The organism is Salipiger thiooxidans (genome assembly GCF_900102075.1).
Classification (GTDB): Bacteria; Pseudomonadota; Alphaproteobacteria; order Rhodobacterales; family Rhodobacteraceae; genus Salipiger; species Salipiger thiooxidans.
The window spans coordinates 36869-52369 of the sequence record NZ_FNAV01000018.1 but is presented as its reverse complement, the minus strand read 5'-3'; the positions used below and the strand labels follow the sequence as shown (position 1 = coordinate 52369).

Annotated in this window: 14 protein-coding genes, 1 tRNA gene and 2 pseudogenes; 9 read left to right on the top strand and 8 right to left on the bottom strand. The window is 67.6% G+C overall.

Going from position 1 to position 15501, the window contains the following annotated elements; translation table 11 throughout:
* Positions 1 to 25: 25 nt before the first annotated feature.
* Together BLQ77_RS22680 and BLQ77_RS22675 are read right to left on the bottom strand one after the other, a co-directional pair.
* Positions 26 to 1204, bottom strand: coding sequence for an acetyl-CoA C-acyltransferase family protein (locus BLQ77_RS22680; protein WP_089963040.1), 1179 nt, complete (start codon positions 1202 to 1204; stop codon positions 26 to 28).
* A gap of 505 nt (positions 1205 to 1709) precedes the next feature.
* Complete coding sequence (locus tag BLQ77_RS22675; RefSeq protein WP_008884344.1) at positions 1710 to 3056, bottom strand: mechanosensitive ion channel family protein; 1347 nt, start codon at positions 3054 to 3056, stop codon at positions 1710 to 1712.
* Between the two features lie 325 nt (positions 3057 to 3381).
* On the opposite strand from BLQ77_RS22675, the gene leuC reads away from it, so the two are divergent.
* Genes leuC through leuD form a run of 3 tightly spaced genes read left to right on the top strand, consistent with a single transcriptional unit; the run spans position 3382 to position 5559 of the window.
* The gene (gene leuC, locus BLQ77_RS22670) at positions 3382 to 4803 is read left to right on the top strand and encodes a 3-isopropylmalate dehydratase large subunit (protein ID WP_089963038.1); all 1422 of its coding nucleotides are present in this window, start codon (positions 3382 to 3384) and stop codon (positions 4801 to 4803) included.
* Positions 4803 to 4925 (top strand): hypothetical protein, encoded by a 123-nt coding sequence (locus tag BLQ77_RS29720; protein WP_008884646.1) that lies wholly within the window; start codon positions 4803 to 4805, stop codon positions 4923 to 4925. Before leuC ends, BLQ77_RS29720 begins: the two co-directional genes overlap by 1 nt.
* A 28-nt stretch (positions 4926 to 4953) precedes the next feature.
* Complete coding sequence (leuD, locus tag BLQ77_RS22665) at positions 4954 to 5559, top strand: 3-isopropylmalate dehydratase small subunit (protein WP_089963036.1); 606 nt, start codon at positions 4954 to 4956, stop codon at positions 5557 to 5559.
* A 280-nt stretch (positions 5560 to 5839) separates the two neighbouring features.
* Here the strand turns inward: leuD and BLQ77_RS22660 are convergent, their stop codons facing one another.
* Together BLQ77_RS22660 and BLQ77_RS22655 are read right to left on the bottom strand one after the other, a co-directional pair.
* Positions 5840 to 6520: a 3-oxoacid CoA-transferase subunit B gene (locus BLQ77_RS22660; RefSeq protein WP_083791766.1), complete on the bottom strand. Its 681-nt coding sequence runs from the start codon at positions 6518 to 6520 to the stop codon at positions 5840 to 5842.
* Positions 6520 to 7173, bottom strand: a complete 654-nt coding sequence (locus BLQ77_RS22655) for a CoA transferase subunit A (RefSeq protein WP_008885812.1) — start codon at positions 7171 to 7173, stop codon at positions 6520 to 6522. The genes BLQ77_RS22660 and BLQ77_RS22655 overlap by 1 nt, the downstream gene beginning before the upstream one ends.
* A 379-nt stretch (positions 7174 to 7552) precedes the next feature.
* On the opposite strand from BLQ77_RS22655, the gene BLQ77_RS22650 reads away from it, so the two are divergent.
* Positions 7553 to 8371 carry a hypothetical protein gene (locus BLQ77_RS22650; protein WP_375360213.1) on the top strand — a complete coding sequence of 273 codons (819 nt, stop codon included), beginning with the start codon at positions 7553 to 7555 and terminating at the stop codon, positions 8369 to 8371.
* Positions 8254 to 9309, top strand: coding sequence for an endonuclease/exonuclease/phosphatase family protein (locus tag BLQ77_RS22645; RefSeq protein WP_165617181.1), 1056 nt, complete (start codon positions 8254 to 8256; stop codon positions 9307 to 9309). The genes BLQ77_RS22650 and BLQ77_RS22645 overlap by 118 nt, the downstream gene beginning before the upstream one ends.
* On the opposite strand, the gene BLQ77_RS22640 is transcribed toward BLQ77_RS22645, so the two are convergent.
* Entirely contained in the window at positions 9248 to 10015 is a 768-nt protein-coding gene (locus BLQ77_RS22640) for a Rossmann-fold NAD(P)-binding domain-containing protein (protein ID WP_242661822.1), read from the bottom strand. The genes BLQ77_RS22645 and BLQ77_RS22640 overlap by 62 nt on opposite strands.
* 13 nt (positions 10016 to 10028) lie before the next feature.
* On the opposite strand from BLQ77_RS22640, the gene BLQ77_RS22635 reads away from it, so the two are divergent.
* Both BLQ77_RS22635 and leuB read left to right on the top strand, forming a co-directional pair.
* Entirely contained in the window at positions 10029 to 10799 is a 771-nt protein-coding gene (locus tag BLQ77_RS22635) for a LysR family transcriptional regulator (protein WP_242661821.1), read from the top strand.
* Between the two features lie 56 nt (positions 10800 to 10855).
* Positions 10856 to 11959: a 3-isopropylmalate dehydrogenase gene (gene leuB, locus BLQ77_RS22630; protein ID WP_089963035.1), complete on the top strand. Its 1104-nt coding sequence runs from the start codon at positions 10856 to 10858 to the stop codon at positions 11957 to 11959.
* Positions 11960 to 12218: 259 nt separating this feature from the next.
* Here leuB and BLQ77_RS22625 read toward each other — a convergent pair whose 3' ends face one another.
* A complete protein-coding gene (locus BLQ77_RS22625) occupies positions 12219 to 12644 on the bottom strand; it encodes a hypothetical protein (RefSeq protein WP_165617180.1) in 426 nt (141 codons plus the stop codon).
* A 152-nt stretch (positions 12645 to 12796) separates the two neighbouring features.
* Between BLQ77_RS22625 and BLQ77_RS22620 the strand changes: the two genes are divergently transcribed.
* Together BLQ77_RS22620 and BLQ77_RS22615 are read left to right on the top strand one after the other, a co-directional pair.
* The gene (locus BLQ77_RS22620; RefSeq protein WP_089963032.1) at positions 12797 to 13774 is read left to right on the top strand and encodes a DMT family transporter; all 978 of its coding nucleotides are present in this window, start codon (positions 12797 to 12799) and stop codon (positions 13772 to 13774) included.
* A gap of 44 nt (positions 13775 to 13818) precedes the next feature.
* Positions 13819 to 13895, top strand: a tRNA-Pro gene (locus tag BLQ77_RS22615).
* 128 nt (positions 13896 to 14023) lie between these two features.
* On the opposite strand, the pseudogene BLQ77_RS29715 reads toward BLQ77_RS22615, so the two are convergent.
* Together BLQ77_RS29715 and BLQ77_RS22605 are read right to left on the bottom strand one after the other, a co-directional pair.
* A pseudogene (locus BLQ77_RS29715) lies at positions 14024 to 14131 on the bottom strand (tyrosine-type recombinase/integrase); the annotation flags it as partial.
* Between the two features lie 68 nt (positions 14132 to 14199).
* A pseudogene (locus BLQ77_RS22605) lies at positions 14200 to 15248 on the bottom strand (IS5 family transposase).
* Positions 15249 to 15501 lie beyond the last annotated feature (253 nt).

The window sequence follows — 15501 nt, the reverse complement described above, 5'->3', positions numbered from 1 at the left end:
CGTTCGCGGGCCAGGGCGCCCGGGATCAGATCCGCTCGATGGCGAGCGCGATGCCCTGGCCGCCGCCGATGCACATGGTGATCAGCGCCTTGCGGCCGCCGATGCGCTCAAGTTCGTATAGCGCCTTGACGGTGAGGATCGCGCCGGTCGCGCCCACCGGGTGGCCAAGCGCGATGGCACCGCCGTTGGGGTTCACCTTCACCGGGTCGAGACCCAGCTCGGCGTTCACCGCCAGTGCCTGCGCGGCGAAGGCCTCGTTCGACTCGATCACGTCGAAGTCCGGGGCGCTCAGCCCGGTGCGGGCCAGCAGCGCCTTCACCGCGGGGATCGGGCCGACGCCCATCACCTCGGGGCGGACGCCGGCATGCGCGTAGCCGAGGATGCGCGCGCGCGGCGTGAGCCCCGCGTCACGGGCGGCCGAGGCGCGGGCCAGCACCAGCGCCGCGGCGCCGTCGTTGATGCCGCTGGCGTTGCCGGCGGTGACGCTGCCGTCCTTCTGGAACGCCGGGCGCAGCCCCGCGAGGGTCTCGGGCGTGGTCGGCTTGGGGTGCTCGTCGGTGTCGAAGCTGATCTTGCCCTTGCGCGAGGCAATTTCGACCGGGACGATCTGGTCGCGGAAACGGCCCTCGGCGATGGCCTTGGCGGCGCGGGCCTGGCTCTCGACGGCGAAGGCATCCTGAGCTTCGCGGCTGATGCCGTGCTCGGAGGCCACGTTCTCGGCGGTGACGCCCATGTGGCCGGTGCCGAACGGACAGCTGAGCGCGCCAAGCATCATGTCGACGGTGCGGATGTCGCCCATCTTGCGGCCCCAGCGCTGGTCCTGGAGGATGTAGGGCGAGCGCGACATGCACTCGGCGCCGCCCGCCAGTGCGAAATCGGCATCTCCCAGCATCAGCGACTGCGCCGCCGAGACGATGGCCTGCAAGCCCGAGCCGCAGAGCCGGTTGACGTTCATCGCGGGCACGCTCTCGGGGGCGCCGGCCTGCATCGCGGCGACGCGGCTGAGATACATGTCGCGCGGCTCTGTGTTGATGATGTGGCCGAAGACCACGTGGCCGAGCTGGGCGCCCTCGACGCCCGAACGTTCGAGCGCCGCCCTTGCGGCGGTGGTGGCAAGGTCGATGGGCGGCACGCCGGCCAATGCTCCGCCGAACGTGCCGATGGCGGTGCGCGCACCGCCGAGAATGACGATCTCTTCCGTCATGATGACGCCTCCCTTAATTGGTCGAGGCGCACTATGGTGGCAGCGGTCGCGGATGTCAGCCGCGACGCGCCGTCATTGGCGGAATTTGCCGTCCGGACCCCCGTCAGCGCTTGCAGGGGGGGGGGGGACCGCGCGAATGGCCGAGGTGCCTGGGCGGTGGACCGGTCAGCCGCAACGTTCGGAGTGGTGCGGAAATCGGGAGCGCCGCGTCCGGGTCGGGGCCTCGCTGCGGCACATGCAGGCCGGACGCGTTGCCATGAGGGGGGCTGGCGGCATCGCGCCAATCGTCGGTTCGCTGTCTCATGACAACAGCTTGGCCCGACTCGGCTTGCGGAACGGTAAACGCCCGCCTCAGCCGGTTGTGCCGAACAGAACGGCGAATGGCCTGACGCTGAAAAGCCCGACGCCGAGCGGCCGGGTGCCGAAGAGGCAACCGCAGAGCGACCGGATGTCCAACGCCCAGACGACGAGCCGCACGTTGCCGATCCGTCAGCGACCGGACAGATCAGTCCGGAGTGCGCGCCACCGGCAGGCTCTCGTTCAGCACGCGGACCTCGCGCTGGGGGAAGGGGATCGAGATGTCGTTTTCCTTGAACGCGTCCCAGAGCGCCAGGTAGACGTTGCCGCGGATGTTGGTGAGCCCGCCCGTCGGGTCGCGGATCCAGAACCGCAGGATGTAATCCACAGAGCTGTCTCCGAAGCCGACGATGTGACAGACCGGCGGGCGGTTGGCGAGCACCCGGTCCACCCCCAGCGCGGCCTCGACCGCGATCTTGCGCACGGCATGGGGATCGTCGCCGTAGGAGGTGCCGAAGGAGATGTCGAGCCTGACGAACTCGTTGGAATGTGACCAGTTCACCACCTGACCGGTGATCAGGTCCTCGTTCGGGATCAGGTATTCCTTGCCGTCGCGGGTGGTGATCGAGACATAGCGGGCGCCGAGCGCGTTGATCCAGCCAAAGGTGTCGCCAAGCGAGATCACGTCGCCGGGCTTGATCGACTTGTCGAGCAGGATGATCACGCCGCTCACGAGGTTCGAGACCACCTTCTGCAGGCCGAAACCGAGACCGACGCCGATCGCGCCGGACAGCACCGCAAGGCCGGTCAGGTCGACGCCCACCAGCTTCAGCGCGAGGAAGAAGGCCGCACCGTAGAGCGCCACCTGCAGGAACTTCACCGAGAGCACCTGCATCGAGGGGCTCATGTTCTCGTTCTGACGGATATTCGCGGCGGCGGCGGCGGCCAGGAAGCGCGCCGCGGCCACCAGCGCGATCAACAGCGCCGCGGCCTGCAGCATCAGCCAGATCGAGAGCCGCGTGCTGCCGATCTCGATGGCGAGCCCGTCGAGCACGGCCTGCGTCTCATCGGCGAGCCCGAGGATCGAGATCGTCACCCAGGCCCAGGCGGAGTAGCGCACCAGCAGCCGCAGCGTCGGGTTGCGGATCAGCCGGGTCGCGAGCGCGATCAACAGCCACGCGGTGCCGAGCTCGGCGATGATGGTCAGCAGGTAGGAGCGTGACGGCCATGTGAGCTGCTTCATGATGCCGATCACGTGCCAGATCAGGATCACGAAGAAGATCATCCGCAGCCGGCGCTGCAACACGATCAGGATGCGCAGGCGCCACGCGGGCCAGCCCTCGCGGGTGCGCATCCATTCCCGCATGTGGGGCGTCACCAGCTGCGCGAGGATATGGGCCACGACGAAGACCGCGAGCGCGATGCCGACCTGGTAGAAGTTCCAGGGCCTGAGGAAGATGCCCGCGTAGGTCTCGCCCTGCGACAGCAGCTGCAGCGCGATGGCGCGAAGGGCCTCGAACGGGGTCTGGTCGCCCGTGGCGTCAAGCGGGTTCATCGTGTGGCGGTCCTCCTTCCGAACCCAAGAGTTGCATCGCGCCGGCGCTCGGGCAAGTCCCGTGACAGCCCCGGGCACGCTCGCGAGGCCGGGGCCGTCACGGGCCGGGGCCGTCGTTCCCCTTGATCGGAGAGGGGAGACCCTGTATCTCGCCTGTCATGACTCGGGTTCTCGACCTCGGCGACCGCGTGCGTTTGCGCGAACGGTTCTACGGCGCCACCTTTTCGGTGCTCGCGCGGCTATAAGCCTGTCACGCCCGCCCCGGCGCGGGACATCTGACCTGCGCCCAGCCTGCAAGACCATTCCAAATTCCGGAGAGGAACCCATGTCCGGCAAGACACTCTACGACAAGATCTGGGACGCCCATGTCGTCCAGCGGGACGAAGACGGCACCTGCCTGCTCTACATCGACCGTCACCTCGTGCACGAGGTGACCTCGCCGCAGGCCTTCGAAGGGCTGCGCATGACCGGTCGCACGGTCCGCGCCCCGCAGCGCACCATCGCCGTGCCCGACCACAACGTGCCGACCACGACCGACCGTGAGAACGGCATCGAGAACGAGGAAAGCCGCATCCAGGTCGAGGCGCTCGACAAGAACGCCCGCGAATTCGGCGTCAACTACTACCCGGTGAGCGATATCCGTCAGGGCATCGTGCACATCGTCGGCCCCGAACAGGGCTGGACGCTGCCCGGCATGACCGTGGTCTGCGGTGACAGCCACACCGCCACCCACGGTGCCTTTGGCGCGCTGGCCCACGGCATCGGCACCTCCGAGGTCGAGCACGTGCTCGCCACGCAGACGCTGATCCAGTCCAAGTCCAAGAACATGAAGGTCGAGATCACCGGCCAGCTGCGTCCGGGCGTCACCGCCAAGGACATCACGCTCTCGGTCATCGGCCACACCGGCACCGGCGGCGGCACCGGCTACGTCATCGAGTATTGCGGCGAGGCCATCCGGTCGCTGTCGATGGAAGGCCGGATGACGGTCTGCAACATGGCCATCGAGGGTGGCGCCCGCGCCGGCCTGATCGCGCCGGACGAGACAACCTTCGAATACGTGAAGGGCCGCCCGCACGCGCCGAAGGGCGCCCAGTTCGAGGCCGCGATGGCGTGGTGGAAGACGCTCTACTCCGATGACGACGCGCATTGGGACAAGGTCGTCACCATCCGCGGCGAGGACATCGCGCCGGTCGTCACCTGGGGCACCTCGCCCGAGGACGTGCTGCCGATCTCGAGCACCGTGCCTGCGCCCGAGGACTTCACCGGCGGCAAGGTCGAGGCGGCCAAGCGCGCGCTTCAGTACATGGGCCTCGAGGCCGGGCAGAAGCTCACCGACATCAAGATCGACACGGTGTTCATCGGCTCCTGCACCAACGGGCGGATCGAGGACCTGCGCGCCGCGGCCGAGATCCTGAAGGGCAAGAAGATCAAGGACGGCATGCGTGCCATGGTCGTGCCCGGCTCGGGCCTCGTCCGTGCGCAGGCCGAGGAAGAGGGCCTCGCCCAGATCTTCATCGATGCCGGTTTCGAATGGCGGATGGCGGGCTGCTCCATGTGCCTTGCCATGAACCCCGACCAGCTGTCTCCGGGCGAACGCTGCGCGGCCACCTCGAACCGCAACTTCGAGGGACGTCAGGGCAAGGGCGGTCGTACCCATCTGATGTCGCCCGCGATGGCGGCGGCGGCGGCGATCACCGGCCACCTGACCGACGTGCGCGAACTGATGAGCGAGAAAGAAACCGCCTGATGACGCGCCTTGCCGTCCCCATGACCTGTCTCGCCTCGCCGACGGCTCTTGCCGCCGCCGGGGCCGGGGAGGCATGGGACGTCAAGGGCACCCCCTACGCGGGCCCCTGCACCGCCGGGTGACGGGCGTCCTGACAATAGGACAAGACATATGGAAAAGTTCGAAAAACTGACGGGGATCGCGGCGCCCATGCCGCTGGTGAACATCGACACCGACATGATCATCCCCAAGCAGTTCCTGAAGACGATCAAGCGCTCGGGCCTCGGGGTCCATGCCTTCGACGAGATGCGCTATCTCGACGACGGTTCCGAGAACCCCGATTTCGTGCTCAACAAGCCGCAGTACCGGGACGCGCAGGTCATCGTGGCCGGCGACAACTTCGGCTGCGGCTCCTCGCGCGAGCACGCGCCGTGGGCGCTGGCGGATTTCGGCATCAAGGCGGTGATCTCCACCTCCTTCGCCGACATCTTCTACAACAACTGCTTCAAGAACGGCATGCTGCCGATCGTGATGCCGCAGGAGGTTGTCGACGTGCTGATGAAAGACGCCGACAAGGGCTCCAACGCCCGCATGACCGTGGATCTCGAGCGGCAGGTGGTCACCACCTCGGATGGCGAGGAATTCACCTTCGAGGTCGACCCGTTCCGCAAGCACTGCCTGCTCGAGGGGCTCGATGACGTGGGCCTGACCATGGAGAAGGTCGGCGCCATCGACAGCTTCGAGGCCGAGGCCGCGCAAAGCCGTCCCTGGGTCTGATCCCGGGCAGGATGCACTCTGCGGGGCAGGGCGGTTCGTGGCCGCCCTGCCTTGCCATTTTCCGGCGCAGGTGCGTGTGGCAGAGGTCCGGACGCCTCTGGCGGGAGTTTTTCTGGCAAGATGAAGAGGCGGACGTGGCCCTGTGGGGACGGACGTCGGGCATCTGTCCGGGTTTTTCAGATGGTTTCACCTGTGCGGGCAGGGGTACCTGACGGGGCGACCGGCACGCGCTGTGTTGGCGCGACCGCGCGTCGCGACCCCGCCGTGATTCACAGGCTATTCAGGTTGTGCGGGAGAGGTCCATCTCCGGGATGTCGCCCTCGATGATGAGCTGCGCCTCGGTGTCGGCCTCGACCTCGGCGACGCTGATCCCCGGACCGGTCTCGAGCAGGTGAAGCCCGTCGTCGCGAGGCTGTATCACCGCCTTCTCGGTCACGATGAGATCGACCCGCCGTTGCGAGGTCACCGGCAGGTTGCATTCCTGCACGATCTTCGACTTGCCCTTGGTCGAGTGGATCATCGCCACGATCACCTTCCTGGCGCCGGTCACCAGGTCCATGGCGCCGCCCATGCCGGGCACGAAGACGCCCGGGATCATCCAGTTCGCCAAATGCCCCTGTGCGTCCACCTGCAGCCCGCCCAGCACCGTCAGGTCGAGGTGACCGCCGCGGATCAGCCCGAACGAAAACGCCGAGTCGATGATCGAGGCGCCGGGCACGGCGGAGGTGAAGCTGCCGCCGGCGTCGGTGAGGTGGCGGTCGGTCATGCCCTCGGGCGGACGGTGGCCGAGCCCGACCACGCCGTTCTCGGACTGGAAGAACACGCCCATGCTTTCGTCGAGGTGGTCCGAGACCAGCGTCGGAATGCCAATCCCGAGGTTCACCAGCATTTTCGGCCGGATCTCGAGCGACACCCGGCGGGCGATGATCTCCCTCGGATCCATGATCTGGATGTCTTTCATCACGCAGCCCTCTTGATCACATGGTCGACGAGCACGCCGGGGGTCTTGACCGCGTCCGGGGGGATCACCCCTACCGGCACGATCTCTTCCGGCTCGGCGATCACCACCTCGCCCGCCAGCGCCATGATCGGATTGAAGTTCGTCGCCGAGAGCATGTAGGTCAGGTTGCCCACGTAATCGCAGCTCCGTGCCGCGATCAGCGCGAAATCCGCGCGCAGCGGCGGCTCGAGCAGGTAGGTCTTGCCCTCGACCTCGACGGTCGGCTTGCCCTCGGCCACCAGCGTGCCGAGCCCGGTGGGGGTGAGCACGCCGCCGAGGCCCATGCCCGCGGCGCGGATGCGTTCGACCAGCGTGCCCTGCGGCACCAGCTCGACCTCGATCTCGCCCGCGTGCATCTTCTCCTGCAGCACCGGGTTCACGCCGATGTGGCTGCCGATAAACTTGCGCACGCAGCCGGCGGACACCAGCGGGCCGACCCCGGTGTCCGGGCGTGCCGCGTCGTTGACGATCATGGTCAGGTCCTTCTTGCCGGCCGCGGCCAGCGCCCGAACCAGCCCGTCCGGGGTTCCGACGCCCATGAAGCCCGAGAGCATCACGCGCGCGCCGTCGGGAATCATCGCGACGGCTTCTTCAGTTGTAATCGCCAGATGCATCTGCACGTCCCTCCTGATCGGCCCAGTATAGTCACGGCCCGTTCAACCCCTGTTTGACTCATTCGGCCCCGCGTTAGGTCAAACCCCTCGAAATTCGGTCGAACAGGCGAAGACCCGCGGCTTTTCAACATCTTGTGGCTCCCTGGAACATCTGCGCAACGGCGGCGTAACAATGATGCAAAAAGGCACCGTTTCCTCCACGTAAGTATCGCATTCCGGGCGCCTAGCTGAAGAGTTCCTTGCTGAGCCTGGGGAATGTGGGCAGAAATTGGGCAAAAGTGAGATGCGCCGCGTCGGTTTGCGGGATCAGGTACAAGCGGGGCCCCGATACGGATCAGGGCCCGGCGCGACCGAAGGGGTTTGGGTGGTGTTCAAGCGTTTGGTGCAGGCCGGTGCGCGGGCCTTTCTCATCGCGTTCCTGATCGCGATGCCTGCGGTGTTCCTGCCGGGGGTGACCGCGGACGGATCCCAGATGATCGCGCTGCTCGCCCTGGTCGCGGCCCTCCTCACCTTCGTCGAATATGTCGGGGACTACCCCTCGTTCATCGAGTTCCGCGATGCGCCGCCGTTCAACCGCCTGCGTTTCGTGGCGCTCTTCGTCGCGGTGCTGGTGCTGGTGCTGATCTGGCGGCAGGATGTGCATCCGACGCGGCTCGGCGCGGCGCTGGCGGGGTTCGGTGCCGGCGTGGGACAGCTGCTCGATTTCCCCTATTCGCCGGTGCGGCTGATGGTGCTGGCGGCGGACAGGGACATGCGGCCAGAGCGGGTCGGGATGGTGCGCATCGGGGCGGGGCTTTCCTATCTCGTGTCGCTGATTGCCGTTCTTTCGTTTGTCGTGATCGTGCGGCTGCTGAACTGGCCGATCCGCAACGGAGCGTTCAATTTCTGGGTGAACCTGCCGCTCTTCGACCCGACCGCCGGTGCGGACATCCTCTATCGCCTGCGTCGGGACGCCCACGTTAACGTCGCCTTAGGGTTTCTTCTGCCATTCGTTATTCCGGCGGTGATGGAGCTGGCGTCCGAGATGATCGACCCGCTGTCGCTGGCCAATGCACAGACGATGATCTGGACGATGAGCGCATGGGCCTTTCTTCCCGCAAGCCTGATCATGCGCGGCGTGGCGCTGGGGCGGATCGCCGGGCTGATCGAGGAAAAGCGTCGCCGCGCCCACGCGCAGGCGGATCTGCAGGCGGCCTGATCGTCTCGCTGCTCCTTGCCGGGGCGCTGCATGCCGACCCCCTGAGCCTTGCCACCTGGAACGCGGACCTGTCGCGCGACGGTCCCGGCCTGCTGCTGCGCGACATCGGCGGCGGAGAGCTTGCGGCGGTGGTGACTGAGATCGCCGAGGTCGCGCCCGACGTGCTGCTGCTGACGGATGTGGACTACGATCACGGCGGTGTCGCGCTGAGGGCGCTGGCCGACGCGCTGGATGCCGCGGGCGCGCGCTATCCGCACCGGTTCGCGCGGCGGCCGAACGCGGGAAGGCCGACGGGGCTGGATCTCGACGGGGACGGGCTGCTCGGCGGGCCGCGCGATGCGCAGGGGTATGGCGAGTTCTCGGGGCAGGGCGGCATGGCGGTGCTGTCGACGCGCCCGCTGTCGCTGGTGGCGGCGTTCACCGACCTGCTCTGGAGCGACCTGCCGGGAAACCTGCGGCAGGCGGAGGACCCGGCGCCAAAGGTGCAGCGGCTGTCCTCCTCGGCGCATTGGGTGCTGTCGCTCGACACCGGGAGCACGCCGCTCGCGTTGCTGGCATGGGCTGCGACGCCGCCGGTCTTCGACGGGCCCGAGGACCGCAACGGGCGCCGCAACCACGATGAGCTGGGGCTCTGGATGCAGTGTCTCGACGGCGGGCTCGGTTGTGCGTTGCCCGGTGCTCCGGTGTTGATCGGCAATGCCAACGTCGACCCGGTGCGGGGCGACGGCCGCCACGAGGCCATCGCGCAGGTGCTCGCGGACCCGCGGCTGCAGGATCCGCTGCCCGATGCGCCGACGGTGGTCTGGGACGGCCCGGGCCCGATGCGGGTGAGCTACATCCTCCCCGCCGCCGGGCTCGAGGTCATCGGGGCCGAGGTCAGGCCGCCCGTCGAGGGGCAGCGGCATCGGCTGGTGTCCGTGACCCTGTCCCTGCCGTGAGATGCGCGGTGGCGCGGCGCAGCGCCTCGTCGACCGGGGTGGCGCGGAACTCCGGCAGCAGCCTCGCCAGCGGCGCCGGGTCGAGCCGGTGCGGCATGTCCCAGAGGTAGCGCATCTCGAACAGCCCTCCGGCGCTGCCGCAGACCGGCTGGGCAAGCTGCAGCATCCACCAGCGCAGCGGCCGGATCGCGATGTCGCGCCCGACGATGCGGCCGAGTTGCGCCGCCATCTCCTGACCGGAGAGCGTGAAGCCGGGGAAGGGGATGTCGGCGAAGCGCGGCAGTTCGGTGCGGCAGTCGGCCAGCATCCGCGCCGCTTCGGCGAGGTCGGGCAGCCAGGCCCAGGCATGTGGGATCATCGGGTTGCCCGGCCAGGTCAGAGTGCCCTTCCGAAGGTTGGGGACCATCACCTTGTCGAACCAGTTGCCCGACGGCTCGTCGTCGAGGAAATTGCCCGCCCGCAGCAGGATCACCGGCAGGCCGGAAGCGCGCAGGCGCTCTTCCATCTCGATCCGCACCCGCCCGAGCCGGTTGCGGGCGCGGTGCGGCGTGTCGGTGCCGAGAAGCTTGGGCGCGCCCTCGCCAAAGACGTAGACGTTGGCCGGCTGAAGGATGGTCGCGCCCGAACTGCGCGCGGCGTCGATGAGCCGGTCGGTGAGCTCCGGCATCTCGGCCTCCCAGCGCTGGTAGGGCACCAGCCAGCCCACGGTCGGCCGGCAGGTGCGCGGGATCGAGCGGCAGCTCGGGGTCGAGCTGTTCCGGCGTCAGCCGCGCGGGCTCGACCTCACCGAGACCGGTGCCGCGCTCCTGCCCCATGCGCAGGCAATGCGCGACAGCCTGCAGTCGCTGCGGCTGGCGGCGGAGGGCCGCTCCGAGCGGCTGGCGGGCACGGTGCGGATCACCGCGAGCGTGATGTCCGCCCGCTACCACCTGCCGCCGATCATCGCCCGGATCCGGACGCTCGAGCCCGAGATCGCCATCGACCTCGTGCCGACAGACCAGACCGAGAACCTGCACTACCGCGAGGCCGACATTGCCGTCCGCATGTACCGCCCCGAGCAGCTCGACCTCGTGTTGCGCCACCTCGGCGATCTCGAGATGGGCGTCTATGCCGCCCGGGACTACCTCGACCGCCGGGGGCGCCCGGACACGGTCGAGGCGCTCTGGCAGAGCGATCTGGTGGGGCTCGACCGCCGGGACATGATGCTGCGCGCCATGCGCGACATGGGGCTGCCGGCGACCCGCGACTGGTTCAGCACCCGCTGCGACGACTTCGTGACCGGCTACGAGCTGGTAGTCTCGGGCTGCGGCATCGGGGTGCTGCAATGCAACATCGCCGACCGCGATCCGCGGCTCGAGCGACTGCTTCCCGGGCTGCGGCTGCCGGGGCTTCCGGTCTATCTCACGGTGCACGAGGCGATGCGGCGCACGCCGCGCATCGCGCGGGTCCGGGAGCTTCTGGAAGACGGGTTATCACCGTTGTTTTCTTGACCATTCCGGCCCCAAGGGATACCCGATGCGGGACATTCCGAGGAGAGGATATTCCCATGAGCAACCCTTCGCTTCTGATCCTGCCGGGCGACGGCATCGGCCCCGAAGTCATGGCCGAGGTGCGGCGGATCATCGACTGGTATGGCGACAAGCGCGGCCTCACCTTCGATGTGAGCGAGGATCTCGTGGGCGGCGCCGCCTACGACAAGCACGGCACGCCTCTGCATGACGACACCATGGCCAAGGCGCAGGAGGTCGACGCCGTCCTGCTCGGCGCCGTGGGCGGTCCGAAATACGACGTCCTCGACTTCTCGGTGAAGCCCGAGCGCGGCCTGCTGCGGCTGCGCAAGGAGATGGACCTCTACGCCAACCTGCGCCCCGCCCAGTGCTTCGACGCGCTGGCCGATTTCTCGTCGCTGAAGAAGGACGTGGTGGCCGGGCTCGACATCATGATCGTGCGCGAACTGACCTCGGGCATCTACTTCGGCGAGCCGCGCGGCATCATCGAAGAGGGCAACGAGCGCGTCGGCATCAACACCCAGCGCTACACCGAGTCCGAGATCGACCGCGTGGCCCGCTCGGCCTTCGAGCTGGCGATGCGCCGTGGCAAGAAGGTCTGCTCGATGGAGAAGGCCAATGTCATGGAATCCGGCATTCTCTGGCGCGAGGTCGTCACCGAGGTCGGCAAGGAATACCCCGAGGTCGAGCTCAGCCACATGTATGCCGACGCCGGCGCCATGCAGCTCTGCCGCTGGCCCAAGCAGTTCGACGTGATCGTGACCGACAACCTCTTCGGTGACCTGCTGTCGGATGCCGCCGCCATGCTGACCGGTTCGCTGGGCATGCTGCCCTCGGCCTCGCTCGGTGCCCCGATGGCCAACGGCCGTCCCAAGGCGCTCTACGAGCCGGTGCACGGCTCCGCGCCCGACATCGCGGGGCAGGGCAAGGCGAACCCGATCGCCTGCGTCCTCTCCTTCGCCATGGCGCTGCGTTACAGCTTCGACCAGGGCGCCGAGGCCGAGCGCCTCGAGAAGGCCATCGAGACGGTGCTCGCCGACGGTGTCCGCACCGCCGACTTGCTGGGCGAAGAGGGTGCGACCCCGGTCTCGACCTCGGGCATGGGCGACGCGATCCTCGCCGCCCTCGACGCGAGCCTCTGAGGCGCCCCTGCGGGCACTGGTTCCAGCCGGTCCCGGTCCGGCGTTGCAGGCATATCGCTTGCGGGAAGCTCACCTTACTGCATTGACCGGGCGGCGTACCGCGCCGCCCGCTTCCGCCACCGCATAGAGTTGGCGAGCTCAAAACCTCGCACATGCCGACCAGCCCCGCGTGCTCCCTCAGCCAAGCCTGCCGCCGCAGTCTTCGGGGGCGCCCGGCGTCCAGCCGCGCGAGCCTCTGAAGCTCCGCGGCGCGCCGCTCTCACTGTGCGGCCCGTTGCAGCACCGCGCCGAAGGCCAGAGCGGGTCGGTGCAGCCCGATGCCTGTGAGCGGCCGCTGCATCCCGTCCTCGCGGGTCATGCGCGGCGCGAGGCGGTTCATATGGTGGTACTGCTGCAGGAGCGCCGAGCAGCGCTTGGTCGCGGTCACCGCATCGGCGGGCTCGCGGATCCGCGCGAGACAGCCGTGCAGCTCGTCCAGCGCCGCCGCGGCTCCGGCGCTCGGGGACTGGATGACCGCGGTGGTGACCGTACCCGAGGTCGCGCTGGTCAGCGGCGAGGTGCTGGACCGCGCGAGAATCGCCCGCACCTGGCGACTCCCGAGGCCGCGCAGCGCGCCGGTCATCGCCAGCATCCCGAACAGGAACAGCCCGACGCCGCCCGGCACCGACAGTATGTCCGGATCCATTGTCCGATCCCCCATCCGAGAGCCTGGCATTCGCGCAAACCTGCAGCAAGCGCACGCGAGGGTGGCAACTGCCCTTGTTAGCGCTCGCGAGCGGTGACAGACTCGAAGCCGTTTCCCTCCTCCTCCTCTCTTCTGTCGCGGCACTCTCCAGAATGGCACATAATGCAAAAGGCGCACTTCTCGCGCTGCTTTCCTTCGCGCTCTTCGCCTCGCACGACGTCGTCGTGAAATTCCTCGGCGGAAGCTACGCGCCCTTCCAGATCGTCTTCTTCTCGGTGCTCTTCAGCTTTCCGCTGGTGAGTCTCATGCTGATCCGCGACACCACCCCGGGTCACCTGCGGCCGATCCACCCGTGGTGGACGGCGCTGCGCACGGTCTCGGCGGTGATCACCGGGATCTGCGTGTTCTACGCCTTCTCGGTGCTGCCGCTGGCGCAGACCTACGCCATCCTCTTTGCGCAGCCGCTGGTGATCACCGTGCTGGCGATTCCCATCCTGGGCGAGCGTGTCCGGCTGCGGCGCTGGATCGCGGTACTGGTGGGGCTCGCGGGCGTCATCGTGGTGCTGCGCCCCGGCCGGACCGAGCTCACGCTGGGTCATGCCGCGGCGCTGGTCGGTGCGTGTACCGGAGCGCTGGCCGCCATCGTGGTGCGCAAGATCGGGCAAGAAGAGCGCTCGGTCGTGCTGCTGCTCTACCCGATGCTGACCAACTTCGTGATCATGGCCTGCGCGCTGCCCTTCGTCTACCAGCCGATGCCGATCGAGCATCTGGGCGCGGTGGGGGTTATGGCGGTGCTGGCCATCACCGGGGGCTTCGTGCTGATCGGCGCCTACCGCAACGGCGAGGCGGTGATCGTGGCACCGATGCAGTATTCGCAGCTCCTGTGGGCGACGCTCTACGGGGCGCTGTTCTTCGACGAATGGCCCGACGCGATGACTCTTGCGGGGGCGGTGCTCATCATCGGCTCGGGGGTCTACATCGTGCTCCGCGAGAGCCGCAGCACGGCCTCGGAGAACACGCCCGTGCTGCGCACGCGCACCCGTTTCGAGACCGGCACCTCGCTGCGGATCGGGCCGCTTCTGCGTGCCTTGGGGCGGCGTGAAAAAACCCTGCAAGAAACCCCGCAATGAGCCTTGCCAAACCCCTGCGGCTGGGGTATCCCGCCCGCCACGGTCGGAGTGTAGCTCAGCCTGGTAGAGCACTGTCTTCGGGAGGCAGGGGCCGGAGGTTCGAATCCTCTCACTCCGACCAATGAAACAAGGCGCCTTCGGGCGCCTTGTTCGTTTCTCAAACAGTTCCCCCTGGTTCGTTGAACCGGACGCCTGGTCGAACTCCAGTGTCTTTGCCGCTCTGCGCAGGTGCTCGGGGCTGTGACGCGCGTGGGTCGAGGCGGTGATCCGGGTGTCCGAGTGGCCGAGATACTGGGCGATCTCGTCCATCGAGATGCCAGCCTCAGCCATGTGAACAGCAGCGGTGTGCCTGAGCACGTGTGGAGTCACGCCGGCATTGTTGCAGAAGTCGGCTTCAGGACATGAGGGCTCTTTCCCAGCTGAGGTCAGGCCACGCGTTCGATCTCGGCTGTCGGGGGTCCGGAGGCCCTCGAGGTGATCCGCTGGCCGAAGGATTTCAGGGTCCTCATCCGGGCCTCGACCCGGCTGCGGGCATGATAGCGGGACCACCTTTTCCAGATCGCCCGGCCGAGGCGCCGGGTTGCCCTCAGGATATCGTTGCGGACCAAGGCGGCGGGGCAATCTTCTTTCCAGAGGCGGCCATTTCTGCGGATGGGAGCGAGGGCATGACTGCCCCCGGTCCGAAGGAGTGCCCGAGCCCCTGTGCCGCCGCGTGCAAGGATCGCCGCATGGCAACGGTGGGTGTCGAAGGTGCCATCACCGGTAACGGTGCCGATTTCCTCGTTTTCCGGGATCTGGTCCAGAAGATCGAGGTGTCCACTGCCTGACAGTGGTTTGCGCAGCAGAACCACGAGAGGGGCCCTCGCGGCTAGAGGTGAATTCCACCGCCCCGATGTCGCCGGTCTCCGTGTCCATCGCCAGATGGGCCTTGCGGTACTGGCGGCGGCGGTGGGTGCCATGCTTCCTCGCCAGCCACTCTCCGTCGCCTAGGAACCTGATCCCGGCGCGGTCTGTCACCCGGCAGGGTATTGCGAAGCAATGTCCCGAGAGGGCACCAGCAGGTTCAGAGGGCCCGGAACCCGGCGCGACGAAAGCTGGACCGCGATTGTCTTCTGGCGGCGGCTGAGCGTGGAGAAGTGCGGGACCGGCCAGTCCAGACCAGCCATCTCGAGGATGCTGGCGACCATTCCGGTCGTTTGCCGAAGCGGCAGGCCGAAGAGCCCGGGGCAGAGCCCGTTCAGGGCTGGCAACAGTCCACCGGACTGTTGCCCGGGCGCCCTTCACCCTTGATCATCAGGCAGAACTGGATGGCGGCGTCGGAGAAGACCGGCGGACGTCCGGGCTTGCCAGCCTTCGGTGCAAGCCAGTCCATGTCGCGGTCTAGCCAGACGAGCAGCGATCCGCGCCGCTCCAGCGCGTCGTTATAGGATTTCCAGTTGGTCGTACGGTAGCGAGCGGGTTCGGGCTTGCTCATGGCAGGCTCTCAACCCACCGGATTCACGCCGTGAATCCCGGAAGCTGATGAGTTCTGCAACAAAGCCATTCTGAGCTCAAAATCGACCTTATAGGTTTCAATGGCTTATCCGAGGCCGAAAGCGCAAAATCGGTGGCTCTCGACACAAAAGGCGCCCCTGGGGGCGCCTTTTTCGTTTCCAGCATTCATTACCAGTGTTCGTTCCTCTGAGGTGTCGCGATCGTCTGCAGCACCCAGGTCTCTGGCGGCGCGG